The organism is Afipia sp. GAS231 (assembly GCF_900103365.1).
In the GTDB taxonomy this organism is placed as follows: domain Bacteria; phylum Pseudomonadota; class Alphaproteobacteria; order Rhizobiales; family Xanthobacteraceae; genus Bradyrhizobium.
This window is the reverse complement of record NZ_LT629703.1, coordinates 932,956-954,207: the sequence shown is the minus strand read 5'-3', so window position 1 is coordinate 954,207 and position 21,252 is coordinate 932,956. Positions and strand designations below refer to the sequence as shown.

The following is a 21,252-nucleotide window of genomic DNA, read 5'->3' as shown; positions in this document are numbered from 1 at the left end:
AAAGAAAACGCGTCAAAAAAGAGAAACCCAGCCGGGCTTTATCGCGAGGTAACCGCGTCCTCGATCGTGTCGCCATTCTGTTCGTGGACGAACTCGAGCGCAAAGCCTTCTTCGAGGTTGCGCACCACCCGCGACTGGACCTTGCCGAGCATGACCAGCGATTTCAGCGGCGGGCGGTTTTCGGCGGCGATCGCCGCACCCGACAGCGACAGGTCGATGATCCGGCAGGTCATCTTGCTGCCGTCCTCCAGCGTCATCAGTGCGATCGGGTTGCGCGGCACGATACGATCGTGGCGGCGGTCTTCCGGCAGATTGAGGATATCGCGGTTGGCGAGCCAGGTGAGCTGGGCGGCGAGCTTGTCGCGCTTGCGGGCGGTGGCGCCGACCGTCATCGCAAAGCCGTTGTCGATGATGCGGGTGATGCGGCCCTCGACCCGGCCGATATGGTCGAGATAGGCGATCACGCGGTCGCCGACATTGCCGATGCCGGGCGCCAGCAGAGCGAGGCCCCCGGGCGACATATTGATGATCTGGCAAGGAAATTCGCGGCGGTCGGGCAGCATGTAGCGGCCGAGCAGGTGGACCTTGACGCGCTGAAAGCGCCGTCGCTCCTGCGCGGACGGTACCGTAGGTGATTTCTTCTGCGCAAACGACATCTGGCCACCAGACAGCCGGACCTTCGGCGTCAAATTGACCCTAAGGCCGACAGGGTTAACGAGTGGTTAGCAGCGGTTGCATCAAGGGTGAGCATCACGCGGCGTGCGGTCGCCGGGCCACAAGTTCCCGCGTTGCCAGGCATCATAGCCTTGCATCAGAGCGGCAGGGCTTCCGCCGCCAGGCATAAATTGGCATCCCGGCCTGCTTCACATAGGCTCGCGTTGCCCGCGCAACGACAATCAACAATCGCCGCAAGAAATCACGGACGGGCCGGAGGAAATGCCATGGAGCCCATTCGCGTATGCACCCATGATGGACCCGGCGCGCAACCGGTCATCCGCACCGTGCCGTGGCCGAAAATTCCGAACAAGGGCGCGCTGATCAAGGTCGGTGCCTGCGGAGTCTGCGGCACCGATCTGCATATCCTGAAAGGTCATTGGCCAAAACCGTTGCCGTGGCCGTTCACACTCGGCCACGAGATCGGCGGCGTGCTGGTCGAAGTCGGTTCCGAGTTCAAGGAAGACTTCATGAGCAAGCCGCTCACCGTGGGATCGAAGGTGATGATCCCGCCGCTGATGCCGTGCGGCCAGTGCTATTACTGCATCCATTATCCGCAGAGTGCCAACAAGTGCCTGACGCCGGTCTATTACGGCCGCTATCTCGGCTTCGACAAGGCGCCGCATCTGTGGGGTGGCTGGGCCGAATATGTCTATGTCGATCTCGGCGAATTGCCGGGCACCAAGATCTACAAATTGCCCGACGACATGTCGCTGCGGCTTGGTGCATTGTCGGAGCCGTTGACGTCCTGCATCCGCGCCTTCAACCGCGCCACGCGCGCCGGTGGGTTTAGCTGGGGCGACACAGTGGTGATCCAGGGCTCCGGCCCGATCGGAATTCTCGCCGTCGCCGCCGCGCAGGAGATGGGTGCGGGCAGGGTGATCTGCGTCGGCGGGCCGGAAACGCCGCGGCTGGTGCTGGCGCGCAAGTTCGGCGCCGAGGCGACTGTCGATATCGATCAGTTCAAGACGCCGGAACAACGCATCAAGGCGGTGCGCGACATCGTGGGCGGTTTCGGCGCCGATCTGGTGATGGATTGCTCCGGCCATCCGAGCGCCGGGCCTGAGGGTATCGAGATGCTGCGCGACGGCGGCACCTATGTCGAGATGGGCCAGTTCACCGACGCCGGTTCGATCAACACGTCATGGCACCGCATCTGCACCAAGGATATCAACGTGCTGGGCTCGTGGGGATTCACCGGTAACGATTTGCCGCTCGGCGTCGACATGCTCTATCGCACGCGCAACAAATATCCCTGGCTCGACATGCAGACGATCTATCCGTTTACGGAGGAAGGCATCGGGCAGGCGGTGGCGGACGCGATGGCGATGAAGACGGTGAAGTCGACCATCGTGCCGTGGCCGGAACTGGTGGAATGATGATGCAGCGCCGGTTGCGTCAGGGCGCCGCCTGTCGCCGCTATTTCAAAGACAGGATAACCGGACCCGCAACCGGATCAGTCACTCCGAGACCGCCACCCAGGTCTTCGAGCGTATCGCGAAAAGAATTGAGGGTGGAGATCATTTCCGGCCGCGCATGGATGCACGCGTCCATGTCTTGCCACTCGGCGATGATGCAGTAGGAGCGCTCGCCGGTCTTGATGATGTTGGCATGCATCAGACCCGGCCAGGTTGCTCCAATTGTCTTGTGCGCGTCCAGAAACTCCTGATCGCGCCCTGGCTTCACCCGAAAACGCACAGCGTTGAAAGCGGCCACGGTGTTCTCCCCAGTACATTGACTTTCACGAAGATCAATCGCGTTGCGCATTCGCAACATGACAGCACAAGCCTGCGCTGCCCGCCTTGTGGCAATCGCGAACCAGCCGCGCCGCCTACTGTGTCTTGATCATCTTTGCCAGTTCATGGCGCAATTGCGGGCTATCCTGGTGACGATGCACCGCGACCGCGTGTTGTACCGCCGCTTCCAGAAGTTCTTGCTTGGTATCGGCCGAAATGGCGACCGTGCAGTTCATCTCGCTCGGATAATCCCGGCAATCCACGAACATTCTACCCATGCCTGCCTCCCTCGCCACGTGTCTATGCCAATGCCCTGCTTCAACTTGTTGAGCGCGCGCCGGCTACTTCTGCACCAGCTGGTTCAGGTCCTGCTTGATCGAGGCCAGCAGCTGCTGAAGCCGTTCCGGCTGAAACGCCGGTTGCTCGGGAACGGTCGCCCGTGCGGGCCGCTCGCGCAACAGCGGTTCGGGAAGGAGAGGCCATTCGGGCAACGCCGAGCGGGTCGGAAACGCAGTTCGTTCCGGAAACTTGGGGCGTTCCGAAGACGCGGGGCTCTCCGGGAAGATCGGCCGAACCAGCGGCTCGGGGGAAGTCGCCCGGACGGGCTCGCCGGGCTTTGCTTTGCCCTCGACGAATTCACCGTGCAAAACGTCTTCGCGACGGCCCATCACCCACAGGACCGCCCAATAGGATACCGCCAGAACAATGAGGCTGATAATACCGATCTCAAACATAGCTCACTTCCAATATGCCGAAGTATCTCTGGGAACGGCGATTTTGGTCAAGTCCGCTTGAGCCGATTGTTCATCGGTGCGTTGTTTGAGTACCATTAGGGTTACTGCTGTGCCCGGTCGGGTCGGCCCCAAAAAGTGCCAGAGGGCGGAGGAATGAGATGCCGGGAGTGAAGCGGGAACGCGCCGATGCCGTTGGCGTGCTGACACTGGACGAGCCGGCGACGCTGAATGCGATGACGCCCGACCTGCTCGGCGATCTCGCGATCGCGATTGGCGAAATGACCGACGATCCGCAGGTGCGGGCGCTGGTCTTGACCGGCGCCGGCCGTGGCTTCTGCTCGGGCCAAAATCTCAAGGCTGCGCAAATCCTCGGCGACGACATCGTCGCCGGCGTGATGCGTTACTACTGGCCGACATTCAAGGCGCTGCGCGAATGCCGCGTGCCGATCGTGATGGCGGTCAACGGCGTGGCGGCGGGCGGCGGGTTCAGCCTTGCGATGGCCGGCGACATGATCGTCGCGGCGCGTTCGGCGAGCTTCATTCAGGTGTTCAGCCGGATCGCGCTGGTCCCCGATCTGGGTTCGACCTGGCTGTTGCCGCGCCTCGTTGGCCGGCAGCGCGCGCTCGAACTGATGCTGAGCAATGAACCGCTCTCGGCCGAGTTGGCAAAAGAATGGGGGCTGGTCCGCGAGGTGTTCGACGATGCAGGCTTGCTGGACGGCGCGCTGGCACTGGCGCACAAGCTTGCGAACGGTCCGACGCGCGCGCTGGTGGCGACACGCCGCCTGCTCGACGAGAGCGAACATGCGACCTATGCCGAGCAGTTCCGGCGCGAGATCGAGACGCAGGCAGAAATCCGCACCAGCGCCGATGCCGTGGAGGGGCGCAAGGCCTTCCTCGAAAAGCGCGCGGCGCGCTTCAGCGGACGCTGAACGCGCTCGTTACTTGCGCTGACGTATCGCAGCGAACATCATGGACCTGTCGAAGCGATATCGAAAGGACAGGCAGCCATGCGGATCGACAATGTCGCGGACCTCGTTGCCGAGACCCTCGCCCAGGCCGGCGTCAAGCGCATCTTTGGCGTCGTCGGCGACAGCCTGAACGGCCTGACCGACGCGCTGCGCAAACGCGGGACGATCGACTGGATTCACGTCCGGCATGAAGAGGTGGCGGCTTTCGCGGCCGCGGGTGAAGCGCAGATCACTGGCGAACTCGCGGTATGTGCGGGGTCGTGCGGTCCCGGCAATCTCCATCTCATCAACGGCCTGTTCGATGCGCACCGCAGCCGCACGCCGGTGCTGGCGATCGCGGCGCAGATTCCATCGGCCGAAATCGGCGGCGGTTATTTTCAGGAGACGCATCCGCAGGATCTGTTTCGCGAATGCAGCCACTACTGCGAACTGGTTTCCGACCCCGCGCAGCTTCCTTACGTTCTGGAGAACGCCATTCGCGCCGCCGTCGGCAAACGCGGTGTCGCCGTCATCGTCATCCCCGGCGACGTCGCCTTGCGGCCGGCGCCGAAACGCGGCATCTCGCCGAACGCCGGTCTGTTGCCGGCAGCACCCGTCGTGCGGCCGGCCGAATCCGAACTGACGGCCTTGGCCGAACTTCTGAACGGCGCCAAACGGGTCACGCTGTTCTGTGGTCGCGGCTGTGCCGGCGCCCATGACGGCCTGATGAAGCTTGCCGAGATGCTCAAGAGCCCGATGGTGCATGCGCTCGGCGGCAAGGAGTTTGTCGAGTACGACAACCCGTATGATGTCGGCATGACCGGCTTTATCGGCTTCTCGTCCGGCTATGCCGCGATGCATGCCTGTGATGTGTTGCTGATGCTGGGGACGGACTTCCCCTACAAGCAGTTTCTGCCTGTTGATGCGAAGATCGCCCAGGTCGATATCCGGCCGGAAAATCTCGGTCGCCGCTGCAAGCTCGACCTCGGTCTCGTCGGCGACGTCGGCGCGACGATCGACGCGCTGCTGCCAAAATTGAAGGCGAAGAGCGACAGCAAGCATCTCGATGACAGCGTGGCCCATTACAAAAAAGCCCGCGCCGGGCTCGACGAACTTGCCCGCGGCACGCCCGGCCAGAAGCCGATCCACCCGCAATATCTGGCGCGCCTATTGAGCGAGCAGGCGTCCGACGACGCCGTGTTCACCGCCGACGTCGGCACCCCCACCATCTGGGCCGCGCGCTATCTGAAAATGAACGGCCGCCGGCGCCTCGTCGGCTCCTGGGTCCACGGCTCGATGGCCAATGCGATGGCGCATGCGATCGGCGTTCAGGCCTCACAGAAGGGGCGGCAGGTGGTTTCGATGTCGGGCGACGGTGGATTTGCCATGCTGATGGGCGACCTGATCACGCTGACGCAGATGAAGCTGCCGGTGAAGGTGGTGATCTTCAACAACGGCGTGCTCGGTTTCGTGGCGCTGGAGATGAAGGCGTCCGGTTTCATCGAAACCGGCGTCGATCTGCAAAATCCTGATTTTGCGGCGATGGCCCGCGCCATGGGCATTCATGCGGTGCGGGTCGAGGATCCCGGCGATCTGGCGAACGCGATCCGCGACGTGCTGGCCCATGACGGTCCCGCCGTGCTCGACGTCGTGACGGCGACCCAGGAATTGTCGATGCCGCCGACCATCACCGTGGAGCAGGTCAAGGGCTTCAGCCTGTGGGTGCTCCGCGCCGTGATGAGCGGTCGCGGCGACGAGGTTCTCGATCTGGCGAAGACCAACTTGCTGCCGCGGTAAGACGCTAGCGCAAGCCTTCATATATTACGGCGACAGTGCACCAAATGTCCCGCTCGATCCCTTCTGTTCAAGTGCGGTCTTCGCGCGATATGGCACGTACAGGCAGGATCAATCAATTAAGTGCACTGTCACCGTAATTCCCTAATTCCAAGCCTTGTTGGATGACGCGAAGCGGCTGTCGGCGACGGCTCACCGGACAGAGCCGCCAGCAGCTAACCGGCATTCCCGCCTCGGGATTGCGCCCTCGTTCAATTGGCGCATGGCGCTGCGGCGCCTGAAGCGGATCGTCGAGCAGGACTATCGAGGGACCGAATTGTATGACGTCAACACGTGTTCGCGAGCAACGGCCGCGCAGCTTCGGCCTGCACGCCGTGCGCCCGTCTGGTGTTGTCGAGGAACTGCCGCACGCTCTCGCGCCAGGTGAAGGTCAAGGCGTAGGCCCGGCATTCTTCACGCCGCACCTGTAGTGCAGCCAGCGCCGCACGGCGCAGATCGGTATCGAGGCAGCCGCAGCCCGACTTGCCGATGACGTCGAGCGGTCCCATCACCGGAAATGCCGCGACCGGCAGACCGCACGCCAATGCCTCGAGGATCACCATCCCGAACGTATCGGTCCGGCTTGGAAAGACGAAGACATCGGCCGAGGCGTAGACATCGGCAAGCGCTTTCCCGGTCCGCGTGCCGAGAAAGTGTGCCTGCGGAAATCGCGATTGCAGGTTGGCGCGCGACGGCCCGTCCCCGACCACGACCTTCGAGCCCGGCAAGTCGAGGTTGAGGAAGGCTTCGAGGTTCTTCTCGACCGCGATGCGGCCGACATACAGGAACACCGGCGCCGGGAAGGCAAGCGGCCGCTCGGTGAGGGGACGGAACAGCTCGGCATCGACGCCGCGCGACCACAGCATCAGGTTACGGAAGCCATGCGCCTTGAGCGACTGCTCCAGCGTCGGTGAGCCAACCATGGTGCCGTCACTGCTGTTGTGGAAGCGGCGTAACGCCGCATAGCTCCACTTCGGCGGCACCGGTAACCGCGCTGCCAGATATTCGGGAAAGCGGGTGTGATAGCTAGTCGTGAACGGATAGCCGCGCGTCTGACAGACATAGCGCGTCATCCACCCGATCGGCCCTTCGGTCGCAATGTGCACCGAGTCCGGGCGCATCCTGGTGATCGCGCGCTCTATCCGTCCTGCCGAGGCGAGCGCAAGGCGGATCTCCCGGTAGCCGGGCAGCGGCACGGTGCGAAAATCGCTCGGCGTGAGGAAGTCGATAGCAGCGCCGAACGAGGGTGCTTCGCTGGCGAGATATTCCAGCGAGCGAACCACGCCGTTGACCTGCGGACGCCAGGCATCGGTTGCCACCAGCACGCGCATCAGGCGACCGCCTTCGCGAACGGCACCACGCGCGCCTCGCCGGACATCCGGTGTGGCCGGGCCTCGGTCCACCTGATGATCTCGAACCGGCCGTCATGGTGCTCGACGACGGCCGTGCAGGATTCCACCCAGTCACCGGTGTTGATGTAGCGAATGCCGAAATCGTCATGCATCGCTGCGTGGTGGATGTGGCCGCAAATCACGCCCTGGGCATCGTAGCGCCTTGCTTCCGACGACAGCACCTCCTCGAAACGGCCGATGTGGTTGACCGCATTCTTGACCCGCAACTTCGCCCAGGACGAGAACGACCAATAGGCAAGTCCGAACCGGCTCCGGATTCGGTTGAGCCAAACGTTGGAAGCGAGCGCTGTGCGGTAGCCAAAGTCGCCGAGAAGGGCGAGCCATCGGGCGTGACGCACGACGAGATCGAAATGATCGCCGTGGACGACGAGGTAGTCGCGGCCATCGACCCCCCGGTGGATCGCGTGCTCGACCACTTCGACACCGCCAAAGGTCGAGCCGACATAGTCGCGCACGAACTCGTCGTGATTGCCGGCAACGTAGACGAGCCGCTTGCCGCGGCGCGCGAGTTCCACCAGTTCCTGCACGACCGCATTGTGCGCCTGCGGCCAGTACCAGCTCGACCTCAGGTACCAGCCGTCGACGATATCGCCGACGAGGAACAGGGTTTCGGCGTCATGGTGGCGGAGAAAGTCGATCAGCTTGTCGGCCTGACATCCTCTGGTCCCAAGATGGACGTCGGAAACAAACAGGCTCCTGACCTTGATGACATCGTGCGGCGAAGCGCGGGCCTCGTCCATGCGATGGTCGGTGTCCGGCCCGCGCTTCGGCTGGGCCAACCGGTCGCCGCCGGGCTCCTCGCGCCGAAACGCCATCGCTGCGGCCTCCGCCAAGCCCGCGACGGCTTTCGCCACGTCGCGGTTGGCGCGCCGCCTGAAGATCGAGTGGTGCCAATAGACGCCGACGACAAACGCAAGCAGCGCAAGTTCGGCGCTCCGATGCCGACCGTCGGACGCCGCGACACCGAACTGATAGCTCGCGAGCAAGGTCAGCAGCGTTGCGATGACACGCTCAAGGGCATGCGAGCCGGGTCTGAGGCGGGACAACAGGACTCTCATGCAACCTCCTCGGCCGGCACAGGGGCAGCGATCGCGCGTGACGGCGCGAGGCGAAGCGGCGCGACCGACCGCTGGTAGACGCGAAATCCCAGGATGATCGCGACCTCCACGGCGATGAGGATGGCCACCACCCAGAAGCCGATGCCGACCGGATCGTGGCTGCTGCCGCGCAGCGCGTAGCCAAGACTGAGGAACGGCATGTTCCAGATCACGGTACCGATCGTCGTGGCGGCAACGAAAGCGCGCGGCTCCAACCGCAGCACGCCGGCCGGCAAGGCCAGATAGATCCGCACGGTGGGCAAGGTTTGGCCGATCAGCGTCACCCAGAAATGGTTACCGCGATAGGCGTTGGTCAGCTGCTGATACAGCGATGGCCGCAGCAGCACGTACTTTCCATAGCGTGTCACCAGCCCCTCGATGCGTTGCGAGCCGAGCGCCCGGCCAAGCCCGTACCAGCCGATCGCCCCGACCACGGATCCAACGCTTGTCGCCATGATGGTCATGGCGAGCATCGTGCCGTCTGGAACCGTCAGGCCGAGGAGCATCAGCAGGACGTAGGAGGGAAACAGCGGAACGAACTTCTCGGCGACCGCCAGGCAGCCAACGCCCAGCAGGCCGAAGTTCAGAAACAGTGTAATTGTGTTCGACGTGTCCATGATGCCTCAATCAAGCGTGGGGGTGGCGGCGGCTGATCCGGTACACCGAGGCCGGCGGCAGGTTACGAAAGGTCTGCCCGATGGGGGTTGCCTGCAGGCCGAGACGATCCAGGATCACGTCGGCGACGGGACAGCGCGCGCCATAGGTGATCTGGTAGAACGCGCCGTTCGGGCGGAGATAGCCAAACGCGCCGCCGAGGATGGCCAGGACTTTTTCCGGCGGCATCGTGAGCAGCCCGAGCCCGCTGACGACGGCACCGACCGGCGCCCCCTTGAACAGCTTTTCCCTGTGCAGCCACGCCGCATCCATCCACAGCACCCGTGCTCCGGGGAAGCGTCGCTGCAGTAGAGGGATGAAATCGGAGCCGTATTCGACCAGCGTCAGGTCCTGTTGCCTGACGCCGCGACCAAGCAGCGCGCGGGTGAACGCGCCGGTGCCGGGGCCAAGCTCGATGACAGGGCCGGTCTCGGCCGTGATCTCCTGCGTCATCAGCGACGCGGCGGCCGGACCCGACGGCGCGACCGCAGCGACGCGCAGCGGATTGCGAATCCACGCGCGGAAGAACGGCAGGATGTCAGCAGCCGACATGCTGGATCTCCCGGACGATGAAAGCGCGGCCGGATCCGCGGCGATGGTTGGGTAACGAGGCCATTCACGTGTCTTTCCGCTTGCAGGTGTCCGCCATCGAAAGCGGACGGCTCCCGCCGGTTGAGCAGTGTCCGGCGCAGCAGGATGATCAAGCCAGGCCCGACAGGTGGCCTTCAGTCTCACGCGAACATTGCGCAAGTCTGTCGCGAATGCGTGTCCTGGAAAAATCACCCGCGACGTTTTCGCCTGATGGGCCGCAAGGTTGCCGCAATGATTTGGACGTAAAGTCGGCAGACGCGATAAAGAGCGGGTGCGAGGAAAAGGCTGCGGATGCGGGTTTTGTTGGTGGAGGACCAGCCGGAAATGGTCACGGCGCTGCGTGCAGCGCTCGCGCGCCATGACGTGCTCGTCGATCATGCGCCGGATCTGTCCGAAGCCGAGGTGATCGCCGCTGAGGGCAATTACGACGCGATCGTGCTCGATCGCCGGCTGCCGGACGGCGACGGCCTGTCACTGATTGCGAAGTTGCGCGAGAGCGGCAACGCGGTGCCGGTGCTGGTGCTGACCGCCCGCGGCGAGCTTGCAGACCGGGTGTCCGGCCTCGACAGCGGCGCGGACGATTATCTCGCGAAGCCGTTTGCGTTCGAGGAGTTGCTGGCACGGTTGCGAGCGCTGTTGCGCCGTCCTGCCAATGTGCAGAACGATGTCACGCGGATCGGCCGCATGTCGTTCGACTTCGGCCATCGCGAGGCGAGTGTCGACGGACGGCCGCTCGACATGCCGCGTCGCGAATTGCTGCTGCTTGAGGCGCTCGCCCATCGCATAGGGCGCATGGTGCAGCGCTCCGCACTAATGGAGGCGGTTTACGGTCTCGACGACGAGGTTCAGCCCAACGCGCTGGACTCGCATGTGTCGCGCTTGCGCCGCAGGCTCGCGGAGTCCGACGCCGGCGTGACGATCAACGGCGTTCGCGGCCTCGGCTATGTGTTGCGGGAGACCCCGTGAGCGCGCTGCGACCGCGTTCCCTCACTTGGCGCCTCGTTGGGCGCCTCGCGAGTTTGCAGGCGATCATGCTGACGCTGCTGATCCTGCTGATCGGGCTCGCCGCGATCGTGCTGTTGCGCGCCGGGTTGCTGCTCGACGACTATGAAAGCAGCACCCTCGATGCGCTGAAGGACGCGGTCGTGCGCGACGCGTCCGGCGGACTGACCCTGCGTCAAACGCCCGATTTGTCGACCATTCGATCCGAACACCCCGACCTCTGGTTCGTCATCCGCGACACCGAGGGCCACAAGCTCTCGGAAGGCACGGTGCCGCCGCAATTCGCAGCGATCGCCGTCGCGCTCGATCATGTGAGCGACGCACGGCTCCGATGGAATGCGGCGGAAGCCTCGCCGCCCTCGGGGCTCGTCAAATGGGTCGACACCGCTGCGGGACGGGTCCAGATCCTCACTGGAACATACGGTCAGCTCTCAATGTGGCGGGCGCTGGCAGGCACACCGCTCCTGTTCCTGAACGTGGTTCTGCCGATCATCATTCTGATGACGCTGGCCACGCTGGTCGCGACGCCATTCGTGGTGCGCCGGGCCATGAAGGGCCTCGGTCAGGCTGCGGCGCAAGCCGAGCGGATCGACATCGACCAGCGCGGCGTGCAGCTGCCCCTCGACGAGGTGCCGATCGAGATTGCCCCGCTGGTGAAGGCCATCAACGACGCGCTCGGCCGTCTCGACAAGGGCTACGAGCGCCACCGGCGCTTTCTCGCCGACGCCGCGCATGAGCTTCGGACCCCGATCGCAATTCTCTCAACACGGGTGTCTTCGCTTGAGGCCGGACCGGAGAAGACGCTTCTGCTCGAGGACGCCACCCGCCTCAGTGTCATGGCCGGCCAGCTTCTGGATCTACAACGCCTCGACCAGGGAACGGACGCGTTCGCTGCCGTCGATCTCGTCGGCGTCGCCCGGCGGGTGGTTCTCGATCTGGCACCGCTGGCCTTCGCAGCGGGCTATGAAATGTCCTTTGATCACGAGGATGAAACCGTTGTCGTGGCAGGCGACCAGACCTCGCTCGAACGTGCCCTTACAAATCTGGTGCAAAACGCCCTCGACCACGGGCAGCGGCGCGGCACGATCCTGGTTCGGGTGACGAATGATCGCTGCATCGAAGTCTGCGACGACGGCGACGGGATCCCGCCCGAGGAGCGCGAGCAGATCTTCGAGCCGTTCCATCGGCTGCATCAGGGCGGACGCGGCGCGGGCCTCGGCCTCGACCTGGTGCAGAGCATCATGCGCCTGCACGGCGGTCACGTCGAAGCCGATCGCGCGCCCTCCGGCGGCGCCTGCATGCGCATGGTGTTTCCGCCGGCTGAGGTCCCTCTCACCTTTGCGACCTAGCAGCGTAGCAACCGCCGCCCGACGGGCAAATCAACCCAAGATGTTGGTGGGGCGGGGAGCGGTGGACGCGGCAGCGTCGGTGCGAGCGCAGTTGCAGGGCGGGTTTCCCGTCGGGCGCATCGCGCCGCGAGGACGCGGAGCTGCGCCGTCTCCGGCTTTTTGAAATGTGAATCGCGGAATAACCCTGGCCAGCGTCCTGGCCGCTGCCTAGCGCAAGCCCTCATACACCATGAAGCCGCGCGCGATGGCGAGTTTGCGCAAGGCGCGGGGCACCAGCTTTTCGGGCCGGTGCAGATAGCGCCACGACGTCAATTTGAAATCGCGGAGCGTGCCGAGATCGTCTTCGAACGGCGCCAGCGAGCCGGTCAGGCTGACCGGCGCGTGAGCCCGGTTGTTGAACGGCAGCAGCAATAATTCCAGATGCGCGGTGCGGCCGTCTGCCGCCGTTGCGGTGATGCCGGCAATCGCTGCCAGCATTTCCTCGGCAACATAGCTGATGACGTCCTCGATTTCGCGGCGGGCGTCAGGTGCAAACAGCGTCGAGAAGCCGACGTCCTTCAGGTCGCGGCCGAGCAGGGCGGAGACCCGCGTCCCGGCGACACGAAACGGGTAGCCGGCGTCGTTGTCGTAGGACAGCACGAAGATATCGCCGAGCAGTTCGCGCACCGCGCCCGGTTCGATTTCGCTGCGGTCCGGTGCGCGGGCGTCGCCGCGTTGCGCGTCCCAATAGGCGAAGAAGCCGCGGCTTGATGGATGTTTCATTGTAAGGCCTTGCCCCGCGCCTGCCTCCGGCCGGACACTTCTGTCCCGCTTTCGTGCACGCGCCTTCCCTCGGTTGTTGTGCAGGACAGGCTTTGCAGCGTCCATGCCGCCGACGCGTTTTGGCCGCCTGGGGCGCGGCTTTGCGACGTTAAGGTTAAATTAACTACGAGGTTGGCGATCGCGATGTGATCTGCGTAGAGTGGAACGCATCAGACGGCGCCGGCTTATCCAGACCGGCGCGGTTGGTACACAGGTGGCGTCAAACAGTTTGGTCATCGCGCGGGGAGGGGTGGGGATCTGATCCCGGCTCCGGGGCGCGAAAAGATCGGCGAGACAAGGCAGAGCGTTCTCAGCGCTCTGCCTTTTTCTTTGATCCGCCGAAACTCCCCTCTCGTGTCCCGGACGCGGTGCAGCGCCTCTTAGCGGTGCGCCGCAGAGCCGGGACCCACATCTGGCCTGTTTGGGTTCCGGCTCTGCGCCGCGTCCGGGACACGCGAACATCACCTCAAGAATTGAGTTGGCTGGTCAAATCAGACCAACCGGGATTGAATTCTTCGATCAGCTTGATTTTCCAGGCACGACGCCACCGCTTCAGGGAATGTTCTCGGGCGCGGGCCTCAAGAATGGAATCGAATGCCTCGAAATAGACGAGGAGTTCGACACCGTATTTCCGTGAAGCCGGGAACGAGCTTGGCCTTATGCTCTGACATACGCCGCGCCAAATTGTTGGTGACGCCGACATAAAGCGTCCCGTTTCTTTGGCTCGCGAGGATGTAGACGAAGAACGATCCGTCCATGGAGATCAAACCTTGATCAATGCCCGCTCGGTTCACAATTTGGCAAAACTGCGGTGCATTGACAATTTCTGGGTCCCGGCTCTGCGTCGCGTCACTGTGTGCCGCGTCGCGTCCGGGACACGGGGTCCTCCGTGCAGGTAACGTGTCCCGGACGCGGTGCAGCACCTCTTGGCGGTGCGCCGCAGAGCCGGGACCCATGAACTTCATCGCGGCCCCGATTTTGTGCACTTGCACAGGGCGGGCAAAGCCGCCTATCTGGGCTGATAACGCCTCAAAACCGCCTCGTAAGGTTCCGGACCCTTGGACTCCCCGCCTGAATCCCATCTGGAGTTGCCGCCGGAGCGCCCGAGCGAGCCGATCCTGACGCTGCCCGGTGCGCTGACGGCCTATGTCGCGCTGATTGCGCTGATTCATTTGCGGGTGCTGTTGCCGCCGGAGGCGGAAAACTGGACCATCGACGTCTTCGGCTTCATCCCGAAGCGTTATGATTCCACGCTGCTCGACATCACCTTTCCCGGCGGTGCCGGCGCCAAGGTCTGGACCTTCGTCACCTATTCGCTGCTGCACGCCAATCTCAGCCATATCGGGTTCAACGTGCTGTGGTTGCTGCCATTCGGCAGCGCGCTGGCGCGCCGGTTTGGCGCCATCAGGTTCTTCGTGTTCATGGCGGTGACGGCGGCGGCCGGCGCGGTGGCGCATCTGCTCACCCATGAGCATGCGATCGCACCGATGATCGGCGCCTCGGCGTCGGTATCCGGCACCATGGCGGCCGCTATCCGGTTTGCCTTCGTGCAGGGCAGCTTCCTGTCGTTCAGCCGGGGCGATGCGGAAGCTGCGGCCAGGGTTCCCGCGCTGTCGCTGGCCGATGCGCTGCGCAACACGCGTGTGCTCGGGTTTCTTGCGGTCTGGTTCGGCGTCAACATCATCTTTGGCGTCGGCTCGATTGCGATCGGCGCCGACGGCGCCAGCGTCGCCTGGCAGGCGCATATCGGCGGATTTCTTGCCGGCCTGATGCTGTTCTCGCTGTTCGACCCCGTGCCGCGGGCGGTGCCGCATGCTGCGGATGCGTCGTCGCCGGACGGAACAGGCCGCGTCTGATCGCCGCTTGCAGCGCAGGGCGATTTCATCCATCATCTTTGCAGGTTGTAACGCAAGCCAACGGCTGCTGCCGTGCAAGACAGCCGCGGTTGTAGACCACGCCCTGAAACGTTGAAGCTGCTTGCAACGAAAATGGCGTGGAACTGTTGATTGAAGACTCGCGAACAAGTCGGGCCCTTTGGGGCGCGAGCGGATTCAGGGAGACGACAATGACGGTACGATCCATTCTCGACACCAAAGGCCATCAAATCCTGAGCGTGGGGCCGGACGCCAAACTTTCGGCTGCGATCAAGTTGCTGGGCGAACGCAAGATCGGCGCCGTGTTGGTGATGAACCAGGGGCGCTTGGAGGGCATTCTCTCGGAGCGCGACATCGTGCGCGTGCTCGGTGAGCGCGGCGCCAGGGTGCTCGATGAATCCGTCAGCGACGTCATGACGCGCAAGGTCGTCAGTTGCAGGCAGTCCGACACCGTGAGCGGCATCATGGAAATGATGACGCTCGGCAAATTCAGGCATCTGCCCGTGATCGAGGACGGCAAGGTGGTCGGCCTGATTTCGATCGGCGACATCGTCAAATGGCGCGTCAAGGAATACGAGACCGAGCAGGAAGCGCTCCGCGACTACATCAAGACGGCCTGAGCGTTTTCGAACGCAGCATGCCCTCGGACTTGATCCGAGGGTGGATGCCGGTTCACGTAGCAATCAAGCTTGCGCAGATTGCGTAGACTTATCTGCGGTAGAAAACGCGTCAAAACAAAAGCGAGCGCTATTCCTGCCCCGTCACCTTGTTAGCGGCCGTGCCTGTCTCTGCCGCCGCGGGCGCCAGAATGCCGATCGCTTCCCGGATCGAGTCGATCGCCCGTTCGGCGGCGCGCGCGCCATGGGCGATCAGGTCGTCGGCGCGGTGAAAATCGAAAAAGCCGATCTGTCCGACGCGGGGCGATATCGACAGATCCGGCGGATCGCCGGCCAGCCGTGCACGGGTAATGCGGTCCTGCATGATGTTGAAGGCGTCGACCATGACGGTGGAGATGCCCGGCCGTCCGTCGCTGCCAAAGAATTCGCGTTTCATGGTGCGCTCGGCGGAGAAGAATTTGCCGAGCCCCCGTTTCGGCGCCGGTTCGGGCACAGTCTCGACCGCGGCAGATGCCGAGGGGGCGGCGGTGGATCCATGGGAAAAAATCGTCGTCGAATGGGTAAAGACGTCGCTGGAGAGATTGGCGGCGATCACGATCTCGGCGCCGAGCGCACGCGCGGCCGATACCGGCACCGGATTGACCAGCGCGCCGTCGACCAGCCAGCGGTCGCCGATCAGGACCGGCGCAAATATGCCGGGCAAAGCGTAGGAAGCGCGCATCGCATCGACCATGCGGCCATGCGTCAGCCAGATCTCGTGCCCGGTACGAACCTCGGTGGCGACGGTGGCAAACTTCACCGGCAGGTCCTCGATCCGGTACTCGCCCAACGTGGCCTCGATCTCGGCGGCGAGTTTGGTGCCGCCGATCAGGCCGGAGCCGTTGAGGCGGATATCCAGATAGGAGAGAACGTTTCGCGGCTGCAGGTTGCGGGCCCAGGCCTCCAGCCGGTCGAGACGCCCGGCCGCGTAGGCGCCGCCGACAACCCCGCCCATCGAGGTCCCCACAACAATGTCGGGAAGGATGCCATGGGCCGTCAGGGTTTTGACGATGCCGATATGGGCGAAGCCGCGGGCGGCGCCGCCACCTAACGCCAGCCCGATCACCGGCCGCCGGACCGTGCCGAGGCCAACCTTGTCGTGGCCGTCCGAGCCCTTTTGGCCGCGGCCCATCCAATTATCCAACACTACAACTCTCCTGCGGCCTCAAGATATTCGCCGCGGCGCGGTCCTGCCAGAATCGCCTACGGTATCGCCCAAAATTTATCCTGCATGGTTTATGCCGGACAAAACCGGCGTAGGCAGGCATTGTGACTGGACCGCGACCCGCCGAGCTAACCGCGGAAGTTCCCGCGGGTTCCTCCTTGGAGAGCCCACGGCGGCGCAGGAGGCTTGAATTTGCCGCGTTTTCAGTGAAAAGCATGCCCATGACTTCGAGGGGTAACGGGATCGGTGGATACGGGCGGGCCGGGCGGCCTTTCCCGGGGCTGGCGCTTGCCGTTACGCTCGCGTTGGGGCTGGTTTCGCTGGTTCCCACGCCAGTCTCCGCCCAGATGTTCTCGGACCGGCCGCCGCCGGTCCCGCCGACCGCGATTCCGGATGCACCGGGTGGCCCTGCGTTGAATCTGGCGCCCCCCTCCGGCGCGGCAGCTATCCCACCGAGCCTTCCCGCGCCATTGACCCAGCCCACCATCATCCCGCCGTCGATCGCGACGGTCCCGCCGTCCACGCCGCCGCCGGGAGCTTCGACCGCAGGCCAGGCGGTGCTGTCGCTGACGGCGCGCTACGGAAAGGATCTGCCTGTTATCAATAACGGGCTGGTATGGCGGGTGTTCTCGGACAAGCCCGACGAGACCGGCACCTTCAAGCTGATCCGCGAGGATCGCGGCGCGACCCCGAACATCGTGCTGCCGCCGGGCAACTACGTCGTTCACGTTGCGCTGGGCCTCGTCAGCGCGGTGCGCGCAGTGAGCCTGAAATCCGAGACCGACCGTGAGTCCTTCGTGCTGCCGGCCGGCGGCCTGCGCATCGAAGGTCGCGTCGGCACCAGCAAAATCCCGCAGAACCAGATTTCGTTCGCGATCTACAAGGGCAGCCAGTTCGAGACCTCCGAGCGCGGCGCGCTGGTGCCCAACGTTTCCGCCGGTGATGTCGCGCTGCTGCCGGAGGGCACCTACTACATCATCTCCAACTACGGCGACGCTAATTCCGTTGTGCGCTCCGACATCCGCGTCCAGGCCGGCAAGTTGACGGATGTGATCGTGACCCACCGCGCCGCCGTCATCACGCTCAAGCTTGTCAGCGACAAGGGCGGCGAGGCGCTCGCCAACACAGCATGGTCGGTGATCACGCCGGGCGGCGACGTGATCAAGGAATCGATCGGCGCGTTTCCGCGCGTGGTATTGTCCGAAGGCGAATACCGCGCCATCGCCAAGAACGAAGGCAAGGTGTTCGAGCGCCCGTTCAACGTCGTCAACGGCGTCGATGGCGAGGTCGAAGTCGTCGCGCGCTAATTGTTTCGCTAATTTCTTGCATCCGGTTGTATCGGCAAATCATTTCACCACTGTCATAGTCTCTAATTCGCACTAACCATCGCGTGGCTTAAAACTGTCATAATCGCCATATCAGCCGTACCGACTGCGCATTTTTACACGGCTTTAAACCCCGCCGCATTGGATGCCATTTGTTGAGGCGTTGGCGTAGCGGGGCGGGGTCATGGTGATGGCGAAGAAGTCGTCAGGGACTGAGAAATCCAATAACGATATGTTTGGCGATGTTCCGGTCCTGCAACGCAAATGGAAGGCGGCGCTGCGTCCGGGCGAAGCGCTGCCCCGCTATGAAGACGTCATGCTCGGCAGTCTCGGGCGGCTCGCAGATCACATCATTCTGCTCAAGGGCAATGAAGGAGCGCTCGCGGTCTCGCACACCGGCCGCTATGTCCAGCAATGGCTGAATGACGAGCGCTGGGATATTCCGCTGAGCGCGTTGCCGCCGGATTGCGCGACCGCACTCGGCGAAGCGGCATCGAACGCGCTTGCCAACAACCGGCCTTATCTGGCGTCGGCGCATTGCGTGCGCGACGGGCTGGTCCGGACCTACGACGTACTGGCGCTGCCGACATCGTCGCGCTGGGGCAGCACCTTGATCGGTGCCTATGTCAACGAGCGCGACACCCAGTACAATCTGCTCGACACGATTTTCTCCGCAACCGACGATGGTGTGCTGTCGCTGGCGGCGATCCGCGATGCCAGCGGGCAGCCGTCCGATTTCCAGATTGTCCATCTCAACCAGGGCGCGGCCCGCCTGCTGCAGCAGCCGTCGACCGCGCTGCTCTGGCACCGGCTCGGCAACGGCGGAAACCTCTTATGCGCGCCGGAGGTGATCCAGCAATTGCGTGACATCATCCGCGACGGCAATGGCGGTCAGATTGAAATTGATCGTGCGGACCGTTGTCTGCGGCTGGGCGTGACGGCGTTCGGCGACATGCTGTCGCTGACGCTCTCGGACGTCACGGCGCTGAAGCGCAGCGAGGTTTCGTTCCGTCTCCTGTTCGACAACAATCCGATGCCGATGTGGGTGTTCGACGCCGAGACCACGCAGTTCATCGGCGTCAACGACGCCGCCGTGCAGCATTACGGTTACAGCCGCGAAACCTTTCTCGGCATGCAGCTTCGCCAGATCTGGCCGGAAGACGAATGGGCCACCCATAGCCAAGCGCTGCAGCAGGTCGGCGACGTCTACAATTCGAGCCACGACTGGCGGCATCTCAAGGCCGACGGCAGCGAAATCCATGTGCTGACCTTCGGGCGGCGGGTCGCCTTCGACGGCCGCGACGGCTATCTGGTGGCCGTGGTTGATATCACCGAGCGCCGCAAGGCAGAGGCGCGCATCGCCCACATGGCCCACCATGACGGCCTGACCAATCTGCCGAACCGGGATTACTATCAGGATCGGCTTCGCGAGGCGCTGGAACGCGGCAAACCCGGCAGCAAGCGTGTGGCCGTGCTGTGCGTCGATCTCGACCTGTTCAAGAACGTCAACGATTCATTCGGTCATCCCATTGGCGATCGGCTGCTGAAGGCGGTGGCCGAGCGGCTGAAGTCCGAGGTTCGCGGCGACAACCTCGTCGCCCGGCTTGGCGGTGACGAATTCGCCATCGTCTTGGCCTCCGGAGTCTCGCCGAATGAAGTCAGCGATTTTTCCGACCGGCTGATCGCGGTGTTGAGCGCGGGCTATGACCTCGACGGTCTCGAGGTCGTCGTCGGCGCCAGCATCGGCATCGCTCTGTCGCCCGGCGACGGCGCCACAACCGAGGAACTGATGCGCAACGCCGACATGGCGCTCTATCGGGCCAAGTCGGATGGCGGCGGCGTCCACCGCTTCTTCGAACGCGAAATGGACCGGCAGGCGCAAAAGCGCCGCGACATGGAACGCGACCTGCGCCGGGCCTTCGCCAATGGCGAGTTCGAACTGCATTACCAGCCGCTGGTGGATATCGCCGCCAACCGGATCAGCGGGTTTGAATCGCTGCTGCGCTGGCGCAATCCCGACAAGGGCATGATCTCGCCGGCCGATTTCATTCCGGTCGCCGAGGACATCGGATTGATCGTTCAACTCGGCGAGTGGGTGCTGCGCGAGGCCTGCACCGAGGCGATGAACTGGCCGAAGGACGTCAAGGTCGCGGTCAACCTGTCGCCGGTCCAGTTCCGCAGCCGCAACTTGGTTCAGGTGGTGATCTCGGCGCTGGGGCGCTCCGGATTGTCGCCGCAGCGGCTCGAGCTTGAAATTACCGAGTCGGTTTTTCTTGCCGAGACCGAAGCCAATCTGGCGATCCTGCATCAGCTCCGCGAACTCGGCGTCAGTATATCGATGGACGATTTCGGCACCGGCTATTCCAGCCTGAGCTACCTGCGCAGTTTTCCGTTCGACAAGATCAAGATCGACCGCTCGTTCGTGAAGGATCTGGCCGAGCGCGACGATTGCGTCGCGATCGTGCGCGCGATCTCCGGGCTCGGCCGCAGCCTGAACATCACCACCACGGCCGAAGGCGTCGAGACCACCGACCAGCTCGATTGGCTGCGTGCCGAAGGTTGCAACGAGGTGCAGGGTTTTCTGTTCAGCGCGGCAAGGCCGGCCGCCGAAATCGCGGCGTTGTTGGCGGGCTTCGCATCGAGTGCCTCGAAGGCGGCGTGATCAAAGCCTGTCATGCCCGGACTTGATCCGGGCATCCATCTTCTTCAGGAAAAGCCATCTTCATGAGGTGATGGATTGCCGGGTCAAGCCCGGCAATGACGGCAGTTGGTTACCCGCTAAAACCGCGTCACGATATCCGACAGCGCAGGGCGAGGGCGGTCTTCGGCAGGCTTCGCCGTGCCGATATGGATGAAGCCGGCGAGCTTTTCGTCCGGCTTCAACCCAAAGCCATCGAGCACGTCGCGGTCGAACGCGAACCAGCCGGTCAGCCAGTTGGCGCCGTAGCCGAGCGCGGTGGCCGCGGTGACGATGTTCATCGCGCTGGCGCCGGCGGACAGTTCCTGCTCCCACGCCGGCACCTTGGGGTGCGGCCTGGTAAAGCTCACCACGGCGATTACCAGCGGCGCGTCCATCAACCGGCGCTTTTCCATCTCGATGTCGGCGGTCGGCGCGCCCGGGTTCTTCTTGGCGAAAACCCGCGCAATGATCTCGCCGGCGCGGACGCGGGCGTCGCCCTCGAACACGATGAAGCGCCACGGCGTCATCTTGCCATGATCCGGCACCCGCGCGCCGATGGTCAGGATGGTGTCGAGTTCGTCCGCGGACGGGCCGGGGCCGCTCATTTCGCGGGGCTTTACCGAGCGGCGGAGTTTCAGGAGTTCAAGGGCGTCGGGCACGAAGAGTCTCTTTCGTCGAA

General features: G+C 63.8%; 20 protein-coding genes and 1 pseudogene. 9 read left to right on the top strand and 12 right to left on the bottom strand.

Annotated features, from left to right (window positions below; translation table 11 throughout):
* Window positions 1-38 precede the first annotated feature (38 nt).
* Entirely contained in the window at window positions 39-656 is a 618-nt protein-coding gene (locus tag BLS26_RS04490) for a PilZ domain-containing protein (RefSeq protein WP_092508795.1), read from the bottom strand.
* A 285-nt stretch (window positions 657-941) separates the two neighbouring features.
* Between BLS26_RS04490 and BLS26_RS04485 the strand changes: the two genes are divergently transcribed.
* Window positions 942-2,093, top strand: coding sequence for a zinc-binding dehydrogenase (locus BLS26_RS04485; protein WP_092508793.1), 1,152 nt, complete (start codon window positions 942-944; stop codon window positions 2,091-2,093).
* A 40-nt stretch (window positions 2,094-2,133) separates the two neighbouring features.
* On the opposite strand, the gene BLS26_RS04480 is transcribed toward BLS26_RS04485, so the two are convergent.
* The 3 genes from BLS26_RS04480 to BLS26_RS04470 form a co-directional block, all read right to left on the bottom strand.
* Window positions 2,134-2,430 (bottom strand): antibiotic biosynthesis monooxygenase, encoded by a 297-nt coding sequence (locus BLS26_RS04480; protein ID WP_092508791.1) that lies wholly within the window; start codon window positions 2,428-2,430, stop codon window positions 2,134-2,136.
* A gap of 115 nt (window positions 2,431-2,545) precedes the next feature.
* Window positions 2,546-2,728 (bottom strand): DUF1059 domain-containing protein, encoded by a 183-nt coding sequence (locus tag BLS26_RS04475; protein ID WP_092508789.1) that lies wholly within the window; start codon window positions 2,726-2,728, stop codon window positions 2,546-2,548.
* A gap of 63 nt (window positions 2,729-2,791) precedes the next feature.
* Entirely contained in the window at window positions 2,792-3,184 is a 393-nt protein-coding gene (locus BLS26_RS04470) for a hypothetical protein (protein ID WP_092508787.1), read from the bottom strand.
* Between the two features lie 158 nt (window positions 3,185-3,342).
* On the opposite strand from BLS26_RS04470, the gene BLS26_RS04465 reads away from it, so the two are divergent.
* Window positions 3,343-4,116 carry an enoyl-CoA hydratase-related protein gene (locus BLS26_RS04465; protein WP_092508785.1) on the top strand — a complete coding sequence of 258 codons (774 nt, stop codon included), beginning with the start codon at window positions 3,343-3,345 and terminating at the stop codon, window positions 4,114-4,116.
* 78 nt (window positions 4,117-4,194) lie between these two features.
* Complete coding sequence (poxB, locus tag BLS26_RS04460; protein ID WP_092508783.1) at window positions 4,195-5,931, top strand: ubiquinone-dependent pyruvate dehydrogenase; 1,737 nt, start codon at window positions 4,195-4,197, stop codon at window positions 5,929-5,931.
* 323 nt (window positions 5,932-6,254) lie between these two features.
* On the opposite strand, the gene BLS26_RS04455 is transcribed toward poxB, so the two are convergent.
* From BLS26_RS04455 to BLS26_RS04440, 4 genes are all read right to left on the bottom strand, one after another.
* On the bottom strand, window positions 6,255-7,298 hold the full coding sequence (locus BLS26_RS04455) for a glycosyltransferase family 1 protein (RefSeq protein WP_092508781.1): 1,044 nt from the start codon (window positions 7,296-7,298) through the stop codon (window positions 6,255-6,257).
* A complete protein-coding gene (locus tag BLS26_RS04450; protein WP_244542066.1) occupies window positions 7,298-8,119 on the bottom strand; it encodes a UDP-2,3-diacylglucosamine diphosphatase in 822 nt (273 codons plus the stop codon). The genes BLS26_RS04455 and BLS26_RS04450 overlap by 1 nt, the downstream gene beginning before the upstream one ends.
* Window positions 8,120-8,433: 314 nt before the next feature.
* Complete coding sequence (locus BLS26_RS04445) at window positions 8,434-9,093, bottom strand: DedA family protein (protein WP_092508779.1); 660 nt, start codon at window positions 9,091-9,093, stop codon at window positions 8,434-8,436.
* 10 nt (window positions 9,094-9,103) lie between these two features.
* Entirely contained in the window at window positions 9,104-9,682 is a 579-nt protein-coding gene (locus BLS26_RS04440) for a class I SAM-dependent methyltransferase (RefSeq protein ID WP_092508777.1), read from the bottom strand.
* 330 nt (window positions 9,683-10,012) lie between these two features.
* Here BLS26_RS04440 and BLS26_RS04435 point away from each other — a divergent pair, with 330 nt between their 5' ends.
* Both BLS26_RS04435 and BLS26_RS04430 read left to right on the top strand, forming a co-directional pair.
* A complete protein-coding gene (locus BLS26_RS04435; RefSeq protein WP_092508775.1) occupies window positions 10,013-10,687 on the top strand; it encodes a response regulator transcription factor in 675 nt (224 codons plus the stop codon).
* 5 nt (window positions 10,688-10,692) lie between these two features.
* Complete coding sequence (locus BLS26_RS04430; RefSeq protein WP_092517609.1) at window positions 10,693-12,072, top strand: HAMP domain-containing sensor histidine kinase; 1,380 nt, start codon at window positions 10,693-10,695, stop codon at window positions 12,070-12,072.
* Between the two features lie 207 nt (window positions 12,073-12,279).
* On the opposite strand, the gene BLS26_RS04425 is transcribed toward BLS26_RS04430, so the two are convergent.
* Both BLS26_RS04425 and BLS26_RS04420 read right to left on the bottom strand, forming a co-directional pair.
* The gene (locus BLS26_RS04425; protein ID WP_092508773.1) at window positions 12,280-12,834 is read right to left on the bottom strand and encodes a PAS domain-containing protein; all 555 of its coding nucleotides are present in this window, start codon (window positions 12,832-12,834) and stop codon (window positions 12,280-12,282) included.
* A gap of 505 nt (window positions 12,835-13,339) precedes the next feature.
* Window positions 13,340-13,631 (bottom strand): annotated as a pseudogene (locus tag BLS26_RS04420) (GIY-YIG nuclease family protein).
* Between the two features lie 300 nt (window positions 13,632-13,931).
* On the opposite strand from BLS26_RS04420, the gene BLS26_RS04415 reads away from it, so the two are divergent.
* On the top strand, window positions 13,932-14,729 hold the full coding sequence (locus BLS26_RS04415; RefSeq protein ID WP_092508771.1) for a rhomboid family intramembrane serine protease: 798 nt from the start codon (window positions 13,932-13,934) through the stop codon (window positions 14,727-14,729).
* 209 nt (window positions 14,730-14,938) lie between these two features.
* Window positions 14,939-15,367: a CBS domain-containing protein gene (locus BLS26_RS04410; protein WP_092508769.1), complete on the top strand. Its 429-nt coding sequence runs from the start codon at window positions 14,939-14,941 to the stop codon at window positions 15,365-15,367.
* A 127-nt stretch (window positions 15,368-15,494) separates the two neighbouring features.
* On the opposite strand, the gene BLS26_RS04405 is transcribed toward BLS26_RS04410, so the two are convergent.
* On the bottom strand, window positions 15,495-16,550 hold the full coding sequence (locus BLS26_RS04405; protein ID WP_092508767.1) for a patatin-like phospholipase family protein: 1,056 nt from the start codon (window positions 16,548-16,550) through the stop codon (window positions 15,495-15,497).
* A gap of 239 nt (window positions 16,551-16,789) precedes the next feature.
* Here BLS26_RS04405 and BLS26_RS04400 point away from each other — a divergent pair, with 239 nt between their 5' ends.
* Both BLS26_RS04400 and BLS26_RS04395 read left to right on the top strand, forming a co-directional pair.
* A complete protein-coding gene (locus BLS26_RS04400; protein WP_092508765.1) occupies window positions 16,790-17,875 on the top strand; it encodes a hypothetical protein in 1,086 nt (361 codons plus the stop codon).
* 202 nt (window positions 17,876-18,077) lie between these two features.
* Window positions 18,078-20,555: a bifunctional diguanylate cyclase/phosphodiesterase gene (locus tag BLS26_RS04395; RefSeq protein ID WP_092508763.1), complete on the top strand. Its 2,478-nt coding sequence runs from the start codon at window positions 18,078-18,080 to the stop codon at window positions 20,553-20,555.
* A 116-nt stretch (window positions 20,556-20,671) separates the two neighbouring features.
* Here BLS26_RS04395 and BLS26_RS04390 read toward each other — a convergent pair whose 3' ends face one another.
* On the bottom strand, window positions 20,672-21,232 hold the full coding sequence (locus BLS26_RS04390; RefSeq protein ID WP_092508761.1) for a nitroreductase: 561 nt from the start codon (window positions 21,230-21,232) through the stop codon (window positions 20,672-20,674).
* Between the last annotated feature and the right edge of the window lie 20 nt (window positions 21,233-21,252).